This window comes from Streptomyces griseoaurantiacus (genome assembly GCF_036189845.1).
Classification (GTDB): domain Bacteria; phylum Actinomycetota; class Actinomycetes; order Streptomycetales; family Streptomycetaceae; genus Streptomyces; species Streptomyces griseoaurantiacus.
This window is the reverse complement of sequence record NZ_CP108326.1, coordinates 391,348-410,191: the sequence shown is the minus strand read 5'-3', so window position 1 is coordinate 410,191 and position 18,844 is coordinate 391,348. Positions and strand designations below refer to the sequence as shown.

The following is an 18,844-nucleotide window of genomic DNA, read 5'->3' as shown; positions in this document are numbered from 1 at the left end:
TCGGTATCGGCCGTTCGGCGTCAGCCCGCGGCCGGCAGCCGGAGGGTGGCGAGCGCCCCGCCGCCGGGAGCGTTCGCGAACTCCAGCGACGCCCCGATGACCCGGGCCTGCCCCAGCGCGATGGTCAGCCCGAGGCCGTGCCCGCGGCCGCGCTCCGACGCACCCGTGCGGAATCGCTGCGGGCCGTCCGCGAGCAACTCCGCCGAGTAGCCCGGGCCGTGGTCCCGTACGGTCACGGTCGTCCCGGCCACCTCGACCTCGACGGGCGTGCGGCCGTGCCGGTGGGCGTTGACGACGAGGTTGGCGACGATCCGGTCGAGCCGGCGTGGATCGGTCTGCGCCGACCTGGCATCGGTGGCGGTGAACCGCGTGTCCAGCCCGGTGCGGGCCACGGACTCTGCGACCATCTCGGCGAGCGGTACGGGCCTGAGTTCAGCCCGCTCGGCGCCCGCGTCGAGCCGGGAGATCTCCAGCAGCTCCTCCACCAGCGTCCGCAGCACCCCCACCCGGTCACGCACCAGGTCGGTGGTCTCGTCCTCGGGAAGCAGCCCGCTCGCGGTCACCAGACCCATGAGTGGCGTACGCAGCTCATGGGCGACGTCGGCGGTGAAGCGCTGCTCGGTCAGCAGACGTTCGCGCAGACTGTCGGCCATCGAGTCGACGGTGGCCGAGATCTCGGTGATCTCGTCACCGCCCCGGCCCCCGGCCGCGGTCCTGGCGGCCAGGTCGCCCCCGTCGATCCGGCGGGCGGTCCGCGCCACCCGGCGCAGTCTCCGGATCGGCAACTCGGCGGCAAGCGCCGACAGCGGCACGACGACCGCCAGCGCCGCCAGGGAGTACTTCCACATGTGACGGTCCAGCGCCCGCCGGGTGAGCAGGTCGGAGGTCATGTCGGCGCTCACCGCCACGGGAGCGCCATGAAGGGTCCGAGCGGCCCACATCGAGGGATGGTCGCCGGGACTGTCGCCGTCGTACCAGGTGGCGGAGCCGGCCGCCCTGCCCCGCCGGTCCTGGAGGCGGCGCAGGAGTTCGTCGGGCATCTCCCCGGGCGCGACGACCAGACCGTCGGGCGGGACGCCGTCCCGCTCGTAGTCCTCCACAGCGCCGGACAACTGGGACACGGCCTTGGCCGCACCGTCGTTCATCGACCGTTCCAGGGTGCTGCGGTGGACCAGCAGCCCGACGGTCACCGCGACGGCACAGCACGCCACGGTGACGAGCAGCGCGATCTTCCAGCGCAGCGAACGCCAGTGCGGCAGCGCGCGTACGGTCTCCACGTCAGCGCCGCAGTTTGTAGCCGAAGCCGCGGACGGTCTCGATCCGCTCGGCCCCGATCTTCTTCCGCAGGCGCTGCACGCACAGGTCGACCACGCGGCTGTCGCCGTCCCAGCCGTAGTCCCACACGTCACGCAGCAGGGTCTGCCGGTCCAGCACGATGCCCGGGTTCGCGGCGAACTCCAGCAGCAACCGCAGTTCGGTGGGGGCCAGCGCGACCGGTTCACCGGCCCGGAACACCTCCAGGCCGCCCGTGTCGATGGCCAGGTCGCCGAAGACGAGCCGAGCGTGCCGGTCCCGGCCGGGTCCCTTCGACCGGTCCAGCGGGTCCGGCTGGTCCGACGCGCCCGGGCGGTCGAGCACGGGCCCGGCCGCCGGACCGGGGGCCGGGGTGAAGGCGGCCCGCCGCAGCAGCGAACGGATCCGGGCCACCAGCACGGCGGTGTCGACGGGTTTGACCACGTAGTCGTCGGCCCCTGCCTCCAGGCCGGAGACGACGTCCAGGGCGTCGCCGCGCGCCGACATCATCAGGACGGGATCCATGCTGGTCTCCCGGATCCGGCGGCACAGCCCGATGCCGTCGAGGCCGGGCAGCATCACGTCCAGCAACAGCAGGTCGTGCCGGCCCTCCCGGAACAGTTCGAGCCCGGTCAGGCCGTCGGCGGCAGCGGTGACGCGGTAGCCGTAGCGCTCCAGCGCCATCGTGACGGATCTGCGGATCACCGTGTCGTCCTCGACGAGCAGGATCGTCACGGGCGCGGGCATGGACACGGGCGCGCCCCCGTCGGCTGCTGAAGCGGGCATCTTTTCCGTCCGGAGGTAGGTTCGGGGGCCCTCTCACCCTGCCAGCACCGTACCTCCGCCCAGGCTCAACCGTGTATCGGCCGCGTATCGGCGATCTCTCGACGGGAGGTGAAGCCGCCTCCGAAGGGAGCGGCTCCACCCGGCTCGCCACCCGTGTGCGGAGATCGCCCTACCGACCGCCCACCTTGACGGCCCCGACGGCCCCTGGGAAGCGGTGCCGGCCGGGGCGCCCCGTCCCGGGTCGAAGCCGACATGTCGCTCGGAGACGTCGACGGCGCCGCGACCCGCCCGGGCGGCAGGAACCGGTTCACGGCCTTACCCATGCTTGCGGCGCAGTGGCCGTGACGTGATGGCGGCCGTGCGGGTTCAGCGGGCAACGGTCTCGGCCGAGCCGTCGGTACTCCGGGCGGGCCGCCCTCGCCGATCCACCCGCCGATGGCGACCTGCGCGGATCGAGCCTTCCCCTGGGATCGATGAACGTCTATGTTGACGTTTATCGATGCAAGTGCCATGCTGGGCCGCGCAAGTCATCGACAGATATCGAAATACGCAGGGAGTCGCCGTGAATGCGCCCGCCGCCACCGAGCTGCCCGTCGTCGTGATCGGAGCCGGCCCCGCAGGCCTGGCCGCCGCGGCCCACCTCATCGACCGGGGCATCGAGCCCCTGGTCCTGGAAGCCGGACCCACCGCCGGCGCCGCGGTGCGCGAGTGGGCACACGTGCGCCTGTTCTCCACCTGGGGCGAGGTCATCGACCCCGCCGCGGAGAAGCTCCTGGCCCCCACCGGCTGGACCCGCCCCGACCCGGCCGCCTACCCCGCCGGCCGCGACTGGGCCGACCTGTATCTGCAGCCGCTCGCAGCCGTCCTCGGCGACCGTGTCCGCACCGGCGCGCGCGTCACCGGCGTCTCCCGCACCGGGCGGGACCGCATCGTCGACGCAGACCGCGAGGCCCGGCCTTTCCTCGTACACATCGCCCACGCCGGCGGCGGTGAGGAACGCCTCTTCGCCCGGGCCGTCATCGACGCCTCCGGCACCTGGGCCACGCCCTCCCCGGCCGGCGGCAGCGGACTGCCCGCGCTCGGCGAGAAGGCCGCGGCGGACCGGATCACCTACCGCGTACCGGACCTGAAGGACCCCGCCGTCCGTGCCCGGTACACGGGCAGGCGCACCGCCGTGATCGGCTCCGGCGCCTCCGCCTTCACCGCCCTCGCCCACCTGGCCGACCTCGCCAAGTCCGACGACGGCGCGGGTACCAAAGGCGTGTGGATCCTGCGCCGAGGTATCTCGGGCTCCACCTTCGGCGGCGGTGAAGCCGACCAGCTCCCCGCGCGCGGAGCCCTGGGCCTGGCGGCCAAGGCCGCCGTCGACGACGGCCACGCGGACGCGGTCACCGGATTCCGTACCGAGGCGATCGAACGGGCGCACGATGGCCGCCTGATCCTGGTGGGCGAGGACGACCGCCGCCTGGACCCGGTCGACGAGGTCATCGTGCTGACCGGCTTCCGCCCCGACCTGTCCTTCCTGGAGGAACTCCGCCTCGGGCTCGACGAGCGCCTCCAGGCGCCCGTCGCCCTGGCGCCGCTGATCGACCCCAACCAGCACTCCTGCGGCACCGTCCCCCCGCACGGCCGCCGCGAGCTCTCCCACCCCGAGCAGGGCGTGTATCTGGTCGGGATGAAGTCCTACGGCCGTGCCCCGACGTTCCTGGCGATGACCGGTTACGAGCAGGTCCGCTCCGTGGCCGCGGCGATCGCCGGCGACCTGGACGCGGCCGACCGCGTAGAACTCACCCTGCCCGAGACCGGAGTCTGCGGTGGCGCCGGGCTGTTCGACGCTCCCGACGCGGCTGAGGGCGACAGTGGTGGTTGCTGCGCGCCCGCGCCGCAGCTCGTCCAGCTCGGCGTCCCCGCCGCGGCCGAGGTGGCGGCTGCCGAGGAGGCTCAGGCGGGCGGCTGTTGCGGCTCGTGAGCGGGCGAAAAGGGCGGCCTTCCAGGCCGCCTGCGTGCCGGTAGAGCCGGACGGTGGTGTCGGTGCCCTCCAGCCGCAACGGGTCGAAGGGCACGTAGGGGCGGGTCACTGCGTGGCGAGCCAGGCTGCGCCGGCGCCTCGGCCGGCGTCACCGGAGCCGCTCGAAGGCGGGCGCATCACCGGCGACGACCGGTTACGCGTCGTCTGCGAACCCTTCGGCGAGCGCTCAGCAGCACGTGTAGCGAGCGCACCACCGGCGGTGATGCGGAGCCTCGCAGCAACTGGGCACCCCACGCGTGCGCCGCGTCCGCCGTGAGCAGCTCGATCTCGACGACCGCCCCCAACAACACGCCGTCGGGGTTCGCGGTCAGGGCGGGCCGCGCCTTGGCCGCCAGCAACGAGATGCGGGCCCTTTCGATCTGGTGCTCCACCAGCTCTCGTACGCCCTGCGATTCGCGCCCCTCCGCGAGGTCGTTCTCCGTCACCGAGAAGCGGGCCAGCGTCTCCGCCGGGATGCCCAGTCGCCCTTCTGCCAGGTCCTCGGCGAGGTCGTTGACGAAATCCAGCCGCTGGCTGCCGTCGATGAACGTCCGGCACCCGGCCCGGAAGTCCCCGTCGTCGTGCTCGGGGCCCAGCAGAGAGGCGACGAGCATGAAGGCGGGCAGCGAGTAGGCGTCCAGATAGGCCTGGTAGTCGGCCTCGGTGGCGAAGCCGGTGAACTCCAACTCGGCGGTGGCAGTGGACAGGTACTCCTCCACCACCTTCCTGAGCCGCGGGTACGCGGCTGTGGTGTGCAGCAGCGTACGGATCAGCGGATCGTGGCTGACCCCGCTGTCCAGCGCCTTGCGCACCTCCTGCTCCCACGATGTCCACGCCGCGACGCGCTGTGGCTTCGGGCCGGTGTCCAGCAGGTTGTCCCCATGGTGCATCACTGCCGTCGCCGCCACTACGTGGGGCAGCACCGGCTTCGGCAACAGCAAGCGGGCCGCGAGGTACGAGGCACGCCTGAAACGCGCGACCGCATCGCGCTGGGCGCTGTAGTGCCGCCGCAGGTCCGGCTCCCGTATCCCCGCCGCGTCCAAGCTCGCATTCCACGCACTCATGTGTCGATCGTAGGAGGAGGGAGCTGCCCGGTCGGCCGGCCCAGCCGATGTCTCGGACCTCGATCGCGCCGGCGTGCGGCAGGCAGTGGATCCAGCAGCGGCGTCCGGACGCCTTCCGGATTTCCTCGACGGAGCCGGTGTCGCGCACGCCGGGCCAGGCCCGCGGGTCCATGCGCGCGACCTCCACGAGCACCGTCACCTCCCCGGCGACGCTCTAAGCCTGGCCTCAGGTTGTTCGGGGACAATGAGCGGCAAAAACATCGACTGGAAGGAGGGCGGGCCGGCGTGCGGATCATGATCGCGGATGATGAAGCGGCCATCCGTGACTCGCTGGAGCGGGTGCTCCAGGTCGAGGGGTACGACACCAGCACCGTCGCCAACGGTTTCGCGGTGCTCGACGGGATCGTCGGTGACGAGGGCGACACGCTGGATCTGCTGATCCTCGACGTGATGATGCCCCGCCTCGGCGGGTTGGAGACCTGTCGGCGGTTGCGGGCCGCGGGCCGGGATCTGCCGGTGCTGATGCTGACCGCCCGTGACCAGGTCTCCGACCGGGTCACGGGGCTGGACGCGGGCGCCGACGACTACCTGCCCAAGCCGTTCGCCACCGAGGAGCTGCTGGCCCGGGTGCGGGCCCTGCTGCGCCGACGCGCGCCGGCCGACGAGGAGTCGCAGATCCTGTCGTTCGCCGACGTCCGGCTCGATCCCGACAGGTTCGAGGCGTGGCGGGGCGGGCGGCCGCTACGCCTGACCCGTACCGAGTTCTCCCTCCTGCGGGTCCTCATGGGCAACGCGACCCGGGTCCTGACCCGCGACGCGCTGTTCGAGGCGATCTGGGGCTTCGACATGAGCGCCACCGCCAACAACCTCCAGGTGTACGTGAGCTACCTGCGCCGCAAGATGGAGGCCGGGGGCGAGCCGCGATTGATCTACACGCTGCGCGGCCTGGGATACGTGCTGCGGGAGACTCCTCCGTGAGCGGGCACGCCGGCCGGGAACCGCGCCGGCTGACCCGATGGTGGCGCCGGCGGTCCCTGCGGGCCAGACTGACGGTGATCGCGGCGACGGCCATCGCGGTCAGCGTGTTCGTGGCCTTCCAGGTGGCCAGCCAACTCCTGGGCTGGGAGCTGCAGGACAGTGCCAAGGGTCAGCTGCGCGCCGACGCCCGCGTCCTGGCGACGAACGCGCGGCGCGCCGGTCTGGCGGAGGTCCAGCTACCGCCCTATCCCGGATCAGGCCGGCTGGTGAGGGTCGTCCTGCCCGACGGCTCGACCCGGACGCCGGTCGGCCAACCCGCGCTGCCCCCCGTCAGCGAGCAGGCGGAGCGGGTGGCGCAGGGCGCGTCGGCCGATCTGATGGAGTCGGGGGACAGCGACGAGGACGGTCACCTCGTCTACACACTGCGGGCGGGCGACGGCGCGGTCCAGGTGGCCCAGGTCGCCGACGACAGCCCGATCAACCAGTTCGGGTTCGGCATGCTGCTGATCGGACTGCTCTGCGTGGTCGGCGGTGCCCTCATCGGGCGGACCGTGGCACGGACCGGACTGGCACCGATCGACCGGCTGACCGCCGTCGCGGTACGCGTCGCGCGCACCCGGGACCTCGACGCCGACATCCCGGACGAGGGCGGTGGGGAGATCCGGCGGCTGATCCGGTCGATCAACGACATGCTCGCCGCGCTCCGGGACTCCCGGCGGGCCCAGCGGCTGCTCGCCGAGGACGCCGCCCACGAGCTCAAGACCCCGCTCACCAGCCTGCGCCTCAACGTCGAGCTGCTGATCCGGCTCGATCGACGCGGCACCCTGGACAGCGCGCTGCCGGCGGCGAGCCGCACCCGGCTGCTCAACGATCTCGGCGCCCAGGTGGCCGAGTTGAGCACCCTCGTGGCCGAGCTGACCGACCTGGCACGCGGTGACGTAAGCGACGAGAGCACCGAGCTGCTCGACCTCGCCGACGTGGTGGCGGCCGCCGTGACCCGGGCACGTTCCCGCACGCCCGAGGTCGAGGTCGCGCTCGATGTGACCTCCGTGTGGGTGAGCGGGCGTCCCGCCGCGCTCGAGCGGGCGGTGCTCAACCTCCTCGACAACGCCGGCAAGTGGTCCCCCGTGGACCAGCCCATCCAGGTCCGGCTCCGTGCCGAGGGCGCCTCGGCGGTGCTCGAGGTCGACGACGCCGGGCCGGGCATCGACGCCGCCGACGTACCGCGGGTGTTCGACCGGTTCTACCGTGCCGACAGCGCCCGGGCGTTGCCGGGGTCCGGTCTGGGGCTGTCGATCGTGCAGCGAGTCGTCGACGCCCACGGCGGCCGGGCCACCGTCGCCCGCTCCGCACGCGGTGGCGCGCTGCTTCGGATCGACCTTCCGGCCGCGGCCCCGCCCGCCCCGATCGCGGGGCCCACCGGCGGGGAGGACGCCGCGGCGGGCTGACGTGCCCGGGGGCGGAGTACGTGGTCCCTGCTCCGCCCCCGGGGATGGGTTCGCACGGCTGACCGGTGGGGAGGACACCGCGGCGGGGTGGCCTGCCCGGTGGCGCAGTACGTGGGACGGCGGCCCCCGGGCACGGGTTCGCGCGGTTCACCGCCGGGGCGGGACACCGCGACGCGCCGACCCCGAGCCCCGGGCCCCGGCGTGTGGCGCAGGACCGAAGAGGGCGGTGACCGTCGCGCCCACGACGAGATCCGGGACGGGCCTGGGGCCCGTCCCGGATCTCGTTCGTGCCGCCGCGCTCACCGTTGCAGCGCGGGCTCCTCCTCATCGGCGAGCGGCCGCTGACCGTGCGGCAGCTCCACTGTCGGGCGGGACAGCGGGCTCGGCCACCACATGCGCCGGCCGATCAGCAGAGTGAGAGCGGGTACCAGGACCGACCGCACCAGCAGGGCGTCGAGCAGCACGCCGAAGGCGACCAGGAACCCGACCTCCACGAGCATCACCAGCGGAAGTGACGTGAGGACCGCGAACGTGGCCGCCAGGACCAGACCTGCCGAGGTGATGACGCCACCGGTGGCCGAGAGGGCCTTGAGCATGCCCTTTCTGGTGCCGAGACGCACGGTCTCCTCCCGGGCCCGGCTGGTCAGGAAGATGTTGTAGTCGACGCCGAGTGCCACCAGGAAGAGGAATGCCAGCAGCGGCACCGAAGAGTCGACGCCCTTGAACCCGAGGATCGTGTCGAAGACGAACACGCTGCCGCCGAAGGCCGCGGCGAAGGAGACGATCACGGTGGCCATCAGGACCAGCGGGGCCAGCACCGCGCGCAGCAGCAGCCCGAGGACGATCAGGACGACGGCGAGCACCAGCGGGATCACCAGCTTCTCGTCGCGCTCGGTGGTCACCTCGGTGTCGAGGTTCTCCGCGCTCGGCCCGCCGACGATCGCCTGAGCCCCGCGTACCGCGTGCACGGCGGTGCGCACCCGCTTGATCGTGTCGTACTCCGCGGTGGTGTCCGGCGCGTCCTTCGGGAACACGGAGATGGCGGCCCAGCCACCGGCGGTCTGCTCCGGGACGGCCTGGGCCACCCCGCGAGTGTCCTTGACGACGTCGAGCACCTGCTCCTGGTGCGCCGGCCGCGTCAGGATCGTCAGCGGCTGGCCGCCGAGCTCGGGGAAGTGCTCGCGGAGAACGGTGAAGCCGGTGACCGACTCAGGCTTGGACAGGAACTGGTCCTGCTCCCGCAGGGCGCCCGAGTTGCCCGCCAGACCGAGGGCGAGCACACCGAGGACTCCGACCGAGCCGAGCGCCGCCACCCAGCGGCGGCGGCCGATGGCGCCACCGAGCCGTCCCCACAGTCCCCGCTTCTCCTCCACGGCCGTGCTGAACTGCGGGACGGTCGGCCAGAAGATCCGCCTGCCGAGCACCACGAGCACTGCCGGGAACAGCGTCAGCATGGCCACCAGCGCGCACAGGACACCGGCCGCACCGATCGGACCCAACCCGCTGGTGCTGTTCAGGTCCGCGACCAGCAAGCAGAGCAGGCCGGCGACCACGGTGGCCGCGGACGCGACGATGGCCGGCGCCGCGCCGCGCAGCGCGTGGATCATCGCGACCCGGACGTTCTCATGGTGGTGCAGTGCCTCCCGATATCGGGCGATGAGCAGCAGCGCGTAGTCCGTGCCCACGCCGAACACCAGGATCGTCAGCAGCGCCGAGTTCTGGTCGTTGACGACGATGCCGAAGCCCTTGACGAGCAGGTAGACGGTCGCCATCGCGGTCAGTGCGGCCGCGCCGACGGCCACCAGCGGGATGATCCACAACACCGGGCTGCGATAGGTGAGGATGAGCAGGAGCGTGACGACGGCGATGGTGGTGAGCAGGACCTGCGTATCGATGCCGTCGAAGACGGCCTCCATGTCGCCGTCGATCGCGGCCGGACCGGTCACCTCGAGTTCCAGCCCCGAGGGGCGGTCCTTCGCGGCCTCACGCAACGGGCCGACGAGGTCCTCCGGTGGGCCGTAGGACGTGCTCACGTCGAGGGTGAACGTCATCGCCTTGCGGTCGTCGGAGAGGCTCGTCGGTGAGCCCTCCTCGCCCTTGTCACCCTCGTCGGCCTCCGCCTTTGACGGGTACTGCTTGGTAAAGGCGTCGTATTGGCGCTCGACCGCCGCGCGGTCGGCGGCGGTCAGGCCGTCGGACCGGTGGTACACGAAGACGAACGTGCTGTCCTCACCGTCGGGGAGCTTGTCCTCCACCGCCGCCACCTTGGTGGACTCGGCACTGGCCGGCAGGGTGTCCACGGCGCTGTCGGTGGTGACCGAGCTCAACTTCCCACTCAGCGGCACCATGATCACCGCCAGCACCAGCCACAGGCCGATCACCAACCAAGGCACCCACCGGCCCGCCCACCGGCCGACCGGCGCTTCCCTGGACGGTGTTGCGTGGACTGCCATCACTGGCCTCCTACATACGAGTTGCATCGCTGATCTGGATGCCTATTTCGTACTGAGCGAACCTGAGACGACTGTTAATGCGGTGCTCAAGCCGGTTGGCCGAGCCATGTGTTCGGCGCACGCGCCTGCGTGGTGGTGTCGACGTCTCCCCGGCCGTGCGGGCGTCGGCTGTGTCGACCCGTCCGCTGCGCGCGGCCGGAGCGGGGTGTGCCTCGGCGTGGTCGACGAGGTCGAGCGGTGGACGTAGTCGGGCCGAGGACGGGTTCTAACGTCCGTCTCAGGTTCGCTCGCTAGGAAGTAGGCGTGCGGTCAAGCGATGCGACCCGTATGCAGGAGGCCGCGATGGCAGTGGACGCAGTGCCGTGAGGGAAGGCGCCGCCCGCGCGTCGCACGCCGACGACAGTGCGGGTCCCGCCGCGGCCGGCCCGCACAGCGCGCATGCGGGCGGGTCGTCCTCTCCACCACAGCCGCCCTCCGGCGGAGCGGTCCTTCGGCCCGACGGTGCGAGGCCTGCACGTCCGCTCCGCCGGAGGGCGGCTCGGCGCGGCAGGCGTCGAGGTCGAAGACGGATACCGCACCACACAAACACCTGAGGAGATTCACATGAAGCCCATGGGACGCCGCAGCCTTCTCACCGCCGCCACGGCACTTGGCATCGGTGCCGGCTTGTCCACGCATGCCATCGTCTCGGCAGCGGACGACGACGAGGATTCGGACATCTCACTGCGGGATCAGGACCTTCCCTTCATCGGCACGGAAGAGACCTTTTCCACCCGTGAGTTGATGAAGCTGAACGACAGGCTGTTCCTCGAGGACACTGGTCTTGCCGAACTCGGCCCCCGTCGCATCGGTGCAATGGATGAGGCGGGGCTCAACGTTCAGATCCTCTCCGCACATACACCTGGTGTGCAGAATGTCAAAGGTCAGAAGGGCATCGATTTCGCGTATCGCCTCAACAAGTTGCTCGTCGACGGGCCGATGGCCACCTATCCGGGGAGGTTCAAGGCATTCGCGACCCTGCCTCTGCAGGATCCGGAGGCTTCGGCGGACGAACTGGAACGCACAGTTCGGGAGGATGGCTTCCTGGGATGCCTGACCAACGGGATCATCGGGAAGAAATTCCTCGACCATCCCGACTTCGAGCCCCTGCTGGCGCGCGCCGAAGCCCTCGACGTGCCGATATACATCCATCCGGGCCTGCCGCCGGACGAGGTGTTCGAGATCTACTACAGCAATATGCGGCCGGAGTACCAGAAAGAGTTCCAGGACCAGGTTCTCAGCATCTCTGCATATGGGTGGCACCAGGAGGTCGTCACTCAGTGCCTCCGCATGATCATCTCGGGAGTGTTCGACAGGCACCCGAAGCTCCAGATCATCATCGGCCACATGGGGGAGGGCCTTCCGTTCTTCTACAGGCGCGTCGTCGAGAAGATGGGCGAAGTGACGGAGAAGAGTCTGGACAAGCCGTTCGAGCAGTATTTCCATGACAATTTCTGGTTCACGACCAGTGCATTCCCCCAGACTGAACTGCTCGATCTCCTGCTGGACTTCATAAGCGTGGATCGAGTGATGTTCGCAACCGACTACCCGTTCGCGAACATGAAGACCCAGACCGACTGGTTCCGGGGAGTCGAATTGCCGCGCAAGGCCAAGGAGAAAATCGCCTACCGAAACGCGGAAAAGCTGTTCCGAATGAAGGTGTCCGGGAAGTGACGCGCCGGCGTCGTAGGTAGGGCGGAAGCGCAGCAGCTCTGTCGGCGGATCTTCGCCGGTAATGGCTGCGCCGGGCTGCCCGGTCGAGGGCCTGACCCGCGGCGATGGCCGCATCGTCGCCGGTCGCCCACGGCGCCTCCACCCCGGCGTCCATCGCGGCGGCGATCATCTCCCGGGCCAGGCGGAGCTTGGTCGCGAAGTGCACGTCGCCGGGTGTCCGTGTCCGGGCAGCGTGACGGCGTTCAGTCGTCGCGGACGGCGTCGGCGTCCCAGCGCGCGTACCGCAGCAGCCGCCGCATCGGCCCGGGACGGGCGTGGCCGGCCTGTTCGGCCGGCCACCGGCAGTTCTTGCGCTCGACGTTCGACAGCAGCCCGGTCAGGTGGGCGCGGACACCGGACCGGGGCTCAACTCGACCGAACCGGCCCGCGATCGGCTCGCGACACCAGACCGCTAGGCACGTTTCTACGGGGTCATGTCCTTGGTGAGGCGGACAGTCCCGTCATCGCCGCTGAGTGGCGCCGACCGGTATCCCTCGCTCTGGTAGAGGGCGATGTTCTGCCGGCTGTGGACGCCGGTGTGCAGCACGATGCGGCGGCAGCTCGGCTCGGCCGCGGCTTCGGCGGTGCGCAACAGCCGGCGGCCCAGTCCCTGGCCCCGCAGGTCGGGCACGACGCCGAGCCGACCCACGTGCCAGTCGGTGTCGACACGTCGGGCCCGCACCATGCCCAGCAGCCGGCCATCCCGCCACAATCCCATGGCGTGCCAGGTCGCCAGCCACTCGCCTGTCTGCTCCGGTGACTCGTGCAGGGCCGGGATGGCCAGGGTGTCGTTGGCGAGGGCCTCGTCCACCCAGCAGCACCGCTGCACCACCGTGACCTCGGGAGCGTCATCAGGGGTCAGCCGCCTCAGGTAGGAACCCGGCAGCGGGCCGGGCCGCAGGCCGGGGCGTGCCCCTTCGCGCATCGGACGTAGGGCGTGGGCGACCCGGACCAATTCGTCCAGGACGCCGACGGCCGCCGCGGCAAGGGTGGCGCTCGGGCGGATCTGTCCGTCGTCGACCGCGTCACCGATGCGTATCGCGACCGTGCGTCCCAACGGCACCAGGCGCAGTGTGGTCACCACCTGCTTGGCGTGCTGGACCGAGCGCGTGCCCGCGGAGGTGTTCCCGTAGCTGATGAAGCCGATCGGTTTCCAGGCCCACTCGCGACCGAGGTGGTCGAGCGCGTTTTTCAGAGTCGCCGGCATTCCGTAGTTGTACTCCGGCGTCACCACCATGAAGCCGTCCGCGGCGTTCACGAGCGCGCTCCAACGTCTGGTGTGTTCGTGCGCGTAGAGACCCGAGGACGGATGCTCCTCTTCGTCCAGGAAGGGCAGGTCGAGGTCGCCGAGGGCCATGGGCACGAGTTCGACGTCGAGTTCCCCGGCGCGAGGCGTGATCGTCTCGAGCAACCACCTGCCGACCGCCGGGCCGAGGGCGCCGGGCCGGGTGCTGCACACCAGAACGAGGACACGTGCCGTTTTCGTTGACATGGAAATGAAAGTAGCCGGTATATTGATTACATGTCAACGAAGCCCTCGGCTGAGAACGTGCGCTGGCTGAACCCGGACGAAGAACGGGCGTGGCGGGCCTACCGGCGCATGGTGGTCGCCGTGCAGGCCGCCACGGCGCGTGACCTGGCCGCGGTCGGGCTCTCCGAGCCCGACTACGAAGTGCTCAGCACGTTGTCGGAGCGGCCCGACCACACCAGCACCCTGCGGGAACAGGCCACCAAGATGCGATGGTCCCGCAGCCGGCTCTCCCGGCACGCCACCAGGATGGAAGCGCGTGGCCTCCTGCGACGTGCACCCGACCCGGCGGATGGCAGAGGATGTTTCCTCGTTCTCACCGACCACGGCCTGGACACGCTCGAGAGCGTCGCCCCGGCGCATGTCGCCTCGGTGCGACGCCACTTCATCGACCGGCTCTCGCCCGAGGATCTCAGAGCCGTCGAACGCATCGCCCAGAAGCTGGAGGACATCGAGGGCTGACGGCGAGCGCCGGTCGCTCGCACACCTACGACGGCGACCGGCGGGACTCATCATCCGTGGTGACCGGCGACGAGACCCGCGGCCAGGACCCGCAGCTCCGGACAGCCCTGGAGGCCCGGAAGGGGGATATTGTCGAATCCCGTGGACTGGTCGGACCGCCCAATGACCGGTCGGTCAAGCAAGCGGCTTGCGGTAACGGACGTACTCGTTCTGCCGCCGGAACCCCACACTCTCGTAAAGATCGTAGGACCGGTGCGGGTTTGACGTGCCTGTGAACAGCCGAGCGGTCGTTGCACCCTGTCCGCGAAGGCTCCGCAGCCCGTCCAGCAGCAGGGCCCGGCCGATTCCGAGGCGTTGCTGGTCCGTCCGGACACTCAGCTCTTCGACCTCGCCTACGGTGTGGTCGTGACGGCGGATGCGGCAGAGGGCGACGCCGACCATGTCCTGCCCGTTCCATGCAGCCCTCCAGCATGCCGGGTCGGCGGTGTCGACGAAGTCCTGGAATGGCCATTGCTGCGTGAAGCCGGTGTCCGCGTACGAATCGACGACCGTCCTCCAGGCTGCGCGGTAGTGGCTTGACGCGATCGGTCCCGTCCGTACCCCGGGTGGCAGTTTGCTGGCCCGCTCGGGCAACTGCTGCAGATCGCCCAGCTCCAGCTCGACCAGGCTGAAGACACGTCGGTAGCCGGCTGCGAGCAGAAGCGCCGTGGCGTCCTGCTCGGAGGCCATGGCGTTCGCACCGATCACTGCCGTCCGCGCCGTTCCATGCTGTTTGAGGAGCTGGCGGACCCGTTCTTCGGCCCAGCTCAGCATGGCTGAGCCGATGCCCTGGCAGCGATGCTCGGGCAAGAGGTAGCCGCGGTGCAGGTACAGCCACGTGTCGTCCCGCTCTTGCCACCATCGGATCGTCGAGTAGCCGACGACGCTCCCGTCGTGCACCACCAGGACCTGGTTCTTGGACGGCTCCTCCAGCCTGGCAGAGGCTTCGGCGATCTCGGCCGCTGTCGGAAGCCCTTCCACAACCGAATGGGCGTCGACCTGGTCCCGTTCGGCACAACCCAGCCGCACCGCGGCCATGGGGCCGTGGTCTTCGTCGCCGCTATACGGCTGGAACCCGAAGCCGACCGGAAGGTCCTGTCCTGGTGCGCTGTTCGACATGGTCGGATGATTTCGAACTTCGAGGCAGGTCTGCCACCCTGTTCCTGCCGCGGTCGTCTGCGGCCGTTCGACGAGTTGGCCGCGTTCGACGCGGGCCCCGGCGTCCGTGGCCGCCGTCGCCGCGGGCGAGTTCAGCGCGGGGGTCCGGCGAACGCGGGCGGGGGTCGTGAGCCGAGCCCGTCCCGTCAGAGACCCGAGGGGTGGCTGGAAAGCCAGTCGGCGTGCCGGTCGCGCATCCGGTCCCGCTCCCCGGGCGTGGGGAGGAAGACGTCGGCACCGCCGTCGTAGGGGTCGTAGATGTATCGCAACCGGGTGTCGGTGATGAGGACTCCTCCCACCTTGTAGTCGGCGATGTCACGGAGCAGTTCGTCGAGGCAGCCGTGTCGCCAGGGCCGGCGGGCGACCGTGAGGTGACAGTGGGTACGGAACCGCGGGTCTGGATCGTCCTCCACCAGCAGTGTCTGCCAGTAGCCGTCGTCCGGCCGGAACGACGGAACCTCGGGTTCGGTCGCCCAAGTCGGAGTGATGACGTAGACGTCCCCTCCGGCGAACAGCTCATCAAGGACGGTGTTGTACCGCTCCAGGACGATGGCGTACTCGCTCTCGTCCTCCGCGTACCGCTTCGACTCCGGCAGGCTGTGGAAACGCACCCAGAGATGCGCGTACGGGTCGCGGAGCTTGTACCCGACCGGAGGGCAGTCGGGCCAGTGCTGCTGCCACAGCTCGGTCAAAGCCCTTCGTACGCTCTCAGACACGTGCCGTACCCGTCCTGTCGCCATCGACTCCCGCCGACGCCCATGATGCCCGGCTCCCCTCCACCAACAGAAGCGACGTCTTGGGGGGGCAGCCCTCGGCCCCGCCCTGAGGATTTGGGCACCGGCACCGGCACCGGGACCGGCACCGGCACCGGCATCGGCGTCACGCGGCTCGATCCGAGCACGGCGGTTCCGGCTCACTCGTCAGGCAGGTGGCTCCTCGGGGAGGAACGTCACGTGCGGGGCGCCGGTGCGCGGATGGGTGGCGACGTCCGCCGCCACGCCGTAGACCTCGGCCAGGAGCCCGGGGGTGAGGATCTCGGAGGGTGGGCCGGAGGCGGTGACCTCACCGTCGTGCAGGACGTAGAGGCGGTCGCAGTAGTGGGCGGCCAGGTTGAGGTCGTGCAGGGCCAGCAGGACGGTCGTGGGGAGGCGGCGCAGGGTGCCCAGCACGGACAGCTGATGGCGGATGTCGAGGTGGTTGGTGGGCTCGTCCAGGACCAGGAGGGTGGGCCGCTGGGCGAGGGCACGCGCGATGAGCACGCGTTGACGCTCGCCGCCGGAGAGCCGGTCGAAGGGGCGGTCGGCCAGGTGGGCGGCGTCGACCGCGAGGAGTGCGGACTCGATGAGACCGGCGTCCTCGGGAGTGTCACCGGCGAGGAGTCGCTTGTGCGGGGTGCGGCCCATGGCGACGACCTCACGGACGGCGAGATCGAAGTCGGCCGCGGAGTCCTGGACCACCGCCGCCACGGTGCGGGCCAGTTGCCGTACCGGCAGCGCCCAGGCGTCGCCTCCGTCGACCCGGACCTGGCCGGTGTCGGGGCGCAGGACGCGGTAGACGGTGCGCAGGAGGCTGGACTTGCCGCTGCCGTTGGGGCCGACGAGACCGATGGTCTCGCCCGGGCGGGCGGTCAGGGAGACGTCGCGCACCAGGTGGTGTGCTCCGGCGGTGAGCGTGACGCCGTCGACGCTCAGGTCGGTCGCGGTCATGCCACTCCTCGGTCGGTGCCGCGCCGGGCGTCCCGGCGCATCAGCCACAGGAAGAAGGGGCCACCGCACAGGGCCGTGAGCACGCCGACGGGTATCTCCATCGGTGCGGCGATCGTCCGTGCGGCGATGTCGGCCCAGACGAGGAAGACCGCTCCGGCGAGTGCCGCCGTCGGCAGGACCCGGCGGTGGTCGCCGCCGACGAACAGGCGCACGATGTGGGGCGTCATCAGGCCGACGAACCCGATCGGACCGGCCGCCGCGACAAGGACGCCCGTGACGAGGGAGAGCAGGACGAACAGATGGGCGCGGAAGCGGGCCACGTCCAGTCCCAGCGTGGTGGCGGCCTCCTCGCCGGCCAGCAGGAGGTTCAGGTTGCGGGCCTGCGCCATGAGGACGCCGATGCCGAGCAGCAGGGCGGTGCTCGGCAGCCACAGCGTGCCCCAGCCGACCCCGCCGAGTCCGCCGAGGGTCCAGGCGAGGACCGCGCGGGTCTCGTTGCCCCGGTCGGTGGTGAGGAGCAGCAGATCGAGGACCGCGGTGAGCATCGCCGCGATCGCCACCCCGGACAGCACCAGCCGCGAGGAGGTGATGCGTCCGCCGGTGCGGGCGGTGGCGTACACGAGCAGGAGCGCGCCCAGGGCGCCCCCGAAGGCGGCCATCGGCAGGGAGGCGGCTCCGAAGAGGGTGAACCCGAACACGAGTACCGAGACCGCGCCGAGCGACGCCCCGGAGGAGACGCCGAGCAGGTACGGCTCGGCGAGCGGATTGCGCACCAGCGCCTGCAGAGCGGTGCCGATCACCGCGAGGCCCGCGCCGGTGACCGCGCCGAGCAGCACCCGCGGCGCCCGCACGTCCAGCACGATGGTCTCCCGCGCCCGGGACCAGTCCGGCTCCCGCCAGTCGGCGCCCAGCGAGTGCGTCACGATGCCCCACACCTGGCCCGGCGGTACGTGCACGGAGCCGATCGCGAGGCCCGCCGTGACGGAGACGAGGAGCAGGGCGGTGAGCACCAGCGACGTGACGGCCGGACGCGTACGGCGGCCCGCGCCCGGCCCGGTGGTCCGCCGCCGTACCGTCCGTTCGACGGGCGTGCCGGTGGCTGCCCGGGTCACCGGAAGCTCTCCGGGTGCAGTCCTCGGGCCAGGTCGTCGACCGCGTAGGCGGAGCGGACGCCGACCAGGGTGGCGGTCAGGGGCAGGACGACGAACCGCTTGTTCCTGATGGCGGGTACGTCGGCGAGCGCGGGCCGGGAGAGGAGGAACTCCTTCTTCTCCTCGACGCTTCCGGCACCGGCGTAGTCGTAGAGGGCGATGACCTCCGGCCGGCGCTCGACGACCTGCTCCCAGGAGACGTCACCGAAGACGTCGTCCAGGTCGGCGAAGACGTTCCTGCCACCGGCCAGCCGGATCAGTTCCGTGCCCAGGCTCCTGCCGCCCGCGGTGAAGGCGCTCCTGTCGCCGCTGTCGTAGACGAAGACGGGCACCTCGTGTGCACCCTCGACCTCGGCGGCGGCTTTGCCGACGCGGTCCCGCAGATCCTCGACCAATTTGCCGGCCCGGTCCGGGACACCGAAGATCCTGCCGATGGTGCGGATCTCCTCGTAGGTGTCCTTCATCGTCACCCGCTTCCTGCCGCAGTACTCGCGGTTGAGGTAGGTGTCGATGCCGGCGTCGGCGAACGCCGTGCGGGAGCGGCCCTCGTTCTTCGCGAAGGCACTGCCGTAGCCGCCGTAGACGAAGTCGGGTTCGGCGTCCAGGATCCTCTCGAACGACGGCTCCCTCTTCGCCAGTTCGGGTATCGCCTCGTACGCCTTCCGCAGTTCGGGCAGGACGGGGGAGTCGGGGAAGGCCGTGCCGACCATGCGGTTCTTCAGGCCGAGGGCGAGCATGAGTTCCGCCGGGTGCTGGTGGATGGTGACCGCCCGGGACGGCGGCCTGTCGTACGTCGTCCTGACGCCGCAGTTGTCGATGGTGACCGGGAAGCCCGCGGGCACGGCCGCGGTGGCCTCCGCGTCCGCGCCGCCCTCGTCGGACGCACCGCAGCCGGTGGTCAGCAGTACGGACGAGAGCGCCACGGCGGCGGCCGCGGCGCGAAGGAACCCGCGTGTGCGGGCAGGGGTGATCGACTGGGACACGTAAAGCCTCCTGGAGTCCGCGCTCCTCGGATCGG

15 protein-coding genes and 1 pseudogene are annotated in these 18,844 nt (G+C 70.8%); 5 read left to right on the top strand and 11 right to left on the bottom strand.

Annotated features, from left to right (window positions below; translation table 11 throughout):
• Nucleotides 1-20: 20 nt before the first annotated feature.
• Nucleotides 21-1,277: a sensor histidine kinase gene (locus OHB09_RS01810; RefSeq protein WP_234525735.1), complete on the bottom strand. Its 1,257-nt coding sequence runs from the start codon at nucleotides 1,275-1,277 to the stop codon at nucleotides 21-23.
• 1 nt (nucleotide 1,278) lies between these two features.
• The gene (gene cseB / locus OHB09_RS01805) at nucleotides 1,279-2,079 is read right to left on the bottom strand and encodes a two-component system response regulator CseB (protein ID WP_050811018.1); all 801 of its coding nucleotides are present in this window, start codon (nucleotides 2,077-2,079) and stop codon (nucleotides 1,279-1,281) included.
• A 562-nt stretch (nucleotides 2,080-2,641) separates the two neighbouring features.
• Between cseB and OHB09_RS01800 the strand changes: the two genes are divergently transcribed.
• A complete protein-coding gene (locus OHB09_RS01800; protein ID WP_191854152.1) occupies nucleotides 2,642-4,048 on the top strand; it encodes an NAD(P)-binding domain-containing protein in 1,407 nt (468 codons plus the stop codon).
• 176 nt (nucleotides 4,049-4,224) lie between these two features.
• Here the strand turns inward: OHB09_RS01800 and OHB09_RS01795 are convergent, their stop codons facing one another.
• Nucleotides 4,225-5,151 (bottom strand): squalene/phytoene synthase family protein, encoded by a 927-nt coding sequence (locus tag OHB09_RS01795; protein WP_328921501.1) that lies wholly within the window; start codon nucleotides 5,149-5,151, stop codon nucleotides 4,225-4,227.
• A gap of 285 nt (nucleotides 5,152-5,436) precedes the next feature.
• Here OHB09_RS01795 and OHB09_RS01790 point away from each other — a divergent pair, with 285 nt between their 5' ends.
• Together OHB09_RS01790 and OHB09_RS01785 are read left to right on the top strand one after the other, a co-directional pair.
• Nucleotides 5,437-6,129, top strand: coding sequence for a response regulator transcription factor (locus OHB09_RS01790; RefSeq protein WP_006136945.1), 693 nt, complete (start codon nucleotides 5,437-5,439; stop codon nucleotides 6,127-6,129).
• On the top strand, nucleotides 6,126-7,577 hold the full coding sequence (locus tag OHB09_RS01785) for a HAMP domain-containing sensor histidine kinase (protein ID WP_328921500.1): 1,452 nt from the start codon (nucleotides 6,126-6,128) through the stop codon (nucleotides 7,575-7,577). Before OHB09_RS01790 ends, OHB09_RS01785 begins: the two co-directional genes overlap by 4 nt.
• A gap of 299 nt (nucleotides 7,578-7,876) precedes the next feature.
• On the opposite strand, the gene OHB09_RS01780 is transcribed toward OHB09_RS01785, so the two are convergent.
• Nucleotides 7,877-10,030: an MMPL family transporter gene (locus OHB09_RS01780; RefSeq protein ID WP_328921499.1), complete on the bottom strand. Its 2,154-nt coding sequence runs from the start codon at nucleotides 10,028-10,030 to the stop codon at nucleotides 7,877-7,879.
• A gap of 603 nt (nucleotides 10,031-10,633) precedes the next feature.
• Between OHB09_RS01780 and OHB09_RS01775 the strand changes: the two genes are divergently transcribed.
• Entirely contained in the window at nucleotides 10,634-11,743 is a 1,110-nt protein-coding gene (locus OHB09_RS01775; RefSeq protein ID WP_234525728.1) for an amidohydrolase family protein, read from the top strand.
• 245 nt (nucleotides 11,744-11,988) lie between these two features.
• On the opposite strand, the pseudogene OHB09_RS33370 reads toward OHB09_RS01775, so the two are convergent.
• Nucleotides 11,989-12,174 (bottom strand): annotated as a pseudogene (locus tag OHB09_RS33370) (IS701 family transposase); the annotation flags it as partial.
• Nucleotides 12,175-12,206: 32 nt separating this feature from the next.
• Nucleotides 12,207-13,274, bottom strand: a complete 1,068-nt coding sequence (locus tag OHB09_RS01770; RefSeq protein ID WP_328921498.1) for a bifunctional NAD(P)H-dependent oxidoreductase/GNAT family N-acetyltransferase — start codon at nucleotides 13,272-13,274, stop codon at nucleotides 12,207-12,209.
• A gap of 30 nt (nucleotides 13,275-13,304) precedes the next feature.
• Here OHB09_RS01770 and OHB09_RS01765 point away from each other — a divergent pair, with 30 nt between their 5' ends.
• Nucleotides 13,305-13,772 carry a MarR family winged helix-turn-helix transcriptional regulator gene (locus OHB09_RS01765; RefSeq protein ID WP_191890713.1) on the top strand — a complete coding sequence of 156 codons (468 nt, stop codon included), beginning with the start codon at nucleotides 13,305-13,307 and terminating at the stop codon, nucleotides 13,770-13,772.
• Between the two features lie 174 nt (nucleotides 13,773-13,946).
• On the opposite strand, the gene OHB09_RS01760 is transcribed toward OHB09_RS01765, so the two are convergent.
• The 5 genes from OHB09_RS01760 to OHB09_RS01740 form a co-directional block, all read right to left on the bottom strand.
• Complete coding sequence (locus OHB09_RS01760) at nucleotides 13,947-14,930, bottom strand: GNAT family N-acetyltransferase (protein WP_328921497.1); 984 nt, start codon at nucleotides 14,928-14,930, stop codon at nucleotides 13,947-13,949.
• Nucleotides 14,931-15,115: 185 nt separating this feature from the next.
• A complete protein-coding gene (locus OHB09_RS01755) occupies nucleotides 15,116-15,685 on the bottom strand; it encodes a DUF3885 domain-containing protein (protein WP_309486440.1) in 570 nt (189 codons plus the stop codon).
• A 204-nt stretch (nucleotides 15,686-15,889) separates the two neighbouring features.
• Complete coding sequence (locus OHB09_RS01750; protein ID WP_006136954.1) at nucleotides 15,890-16,675, bottom strand: ABC transporter ATP-binding protein; 786 nt, start codon at nucleotides 16,673-16,675, stop codon at nucleotides 15,890-15,892.
• Nucleotides 16,672-17,787 (bottom strand): FecCD family ABC transporter permease, encoded by a 1,116-nt coding sequence (locus OHB09_RS01745; protein WP_328921496.1) that lies wholly within the window; start codon nucleotides 17,785-17,787, stop codon nucleotides 16,672-16,674. Before OHB09_RS01745 ends, OHB09_RS01750 begins: the two co-directional genes overlap by 4 nt.
• Nucleotides 17,784-18,809: an ABC transporter substrate-binding protein gene (locus OHB09_RS01740; protein ID WP_191854160.1), complete on the bottom strand. Its 1,026-nt coding sequence runs from the start codon at nucleotides 18,807-18,809 to the stop codon at nucleotides 17,784-17,786. Before OHB09_RS01740 ends, OHB09_RS01745 begins: the two co-directional genes overlap by 4 nt.
• Nucleotides 18,810-18,844 lie beyond the last annotated feature (35 nt).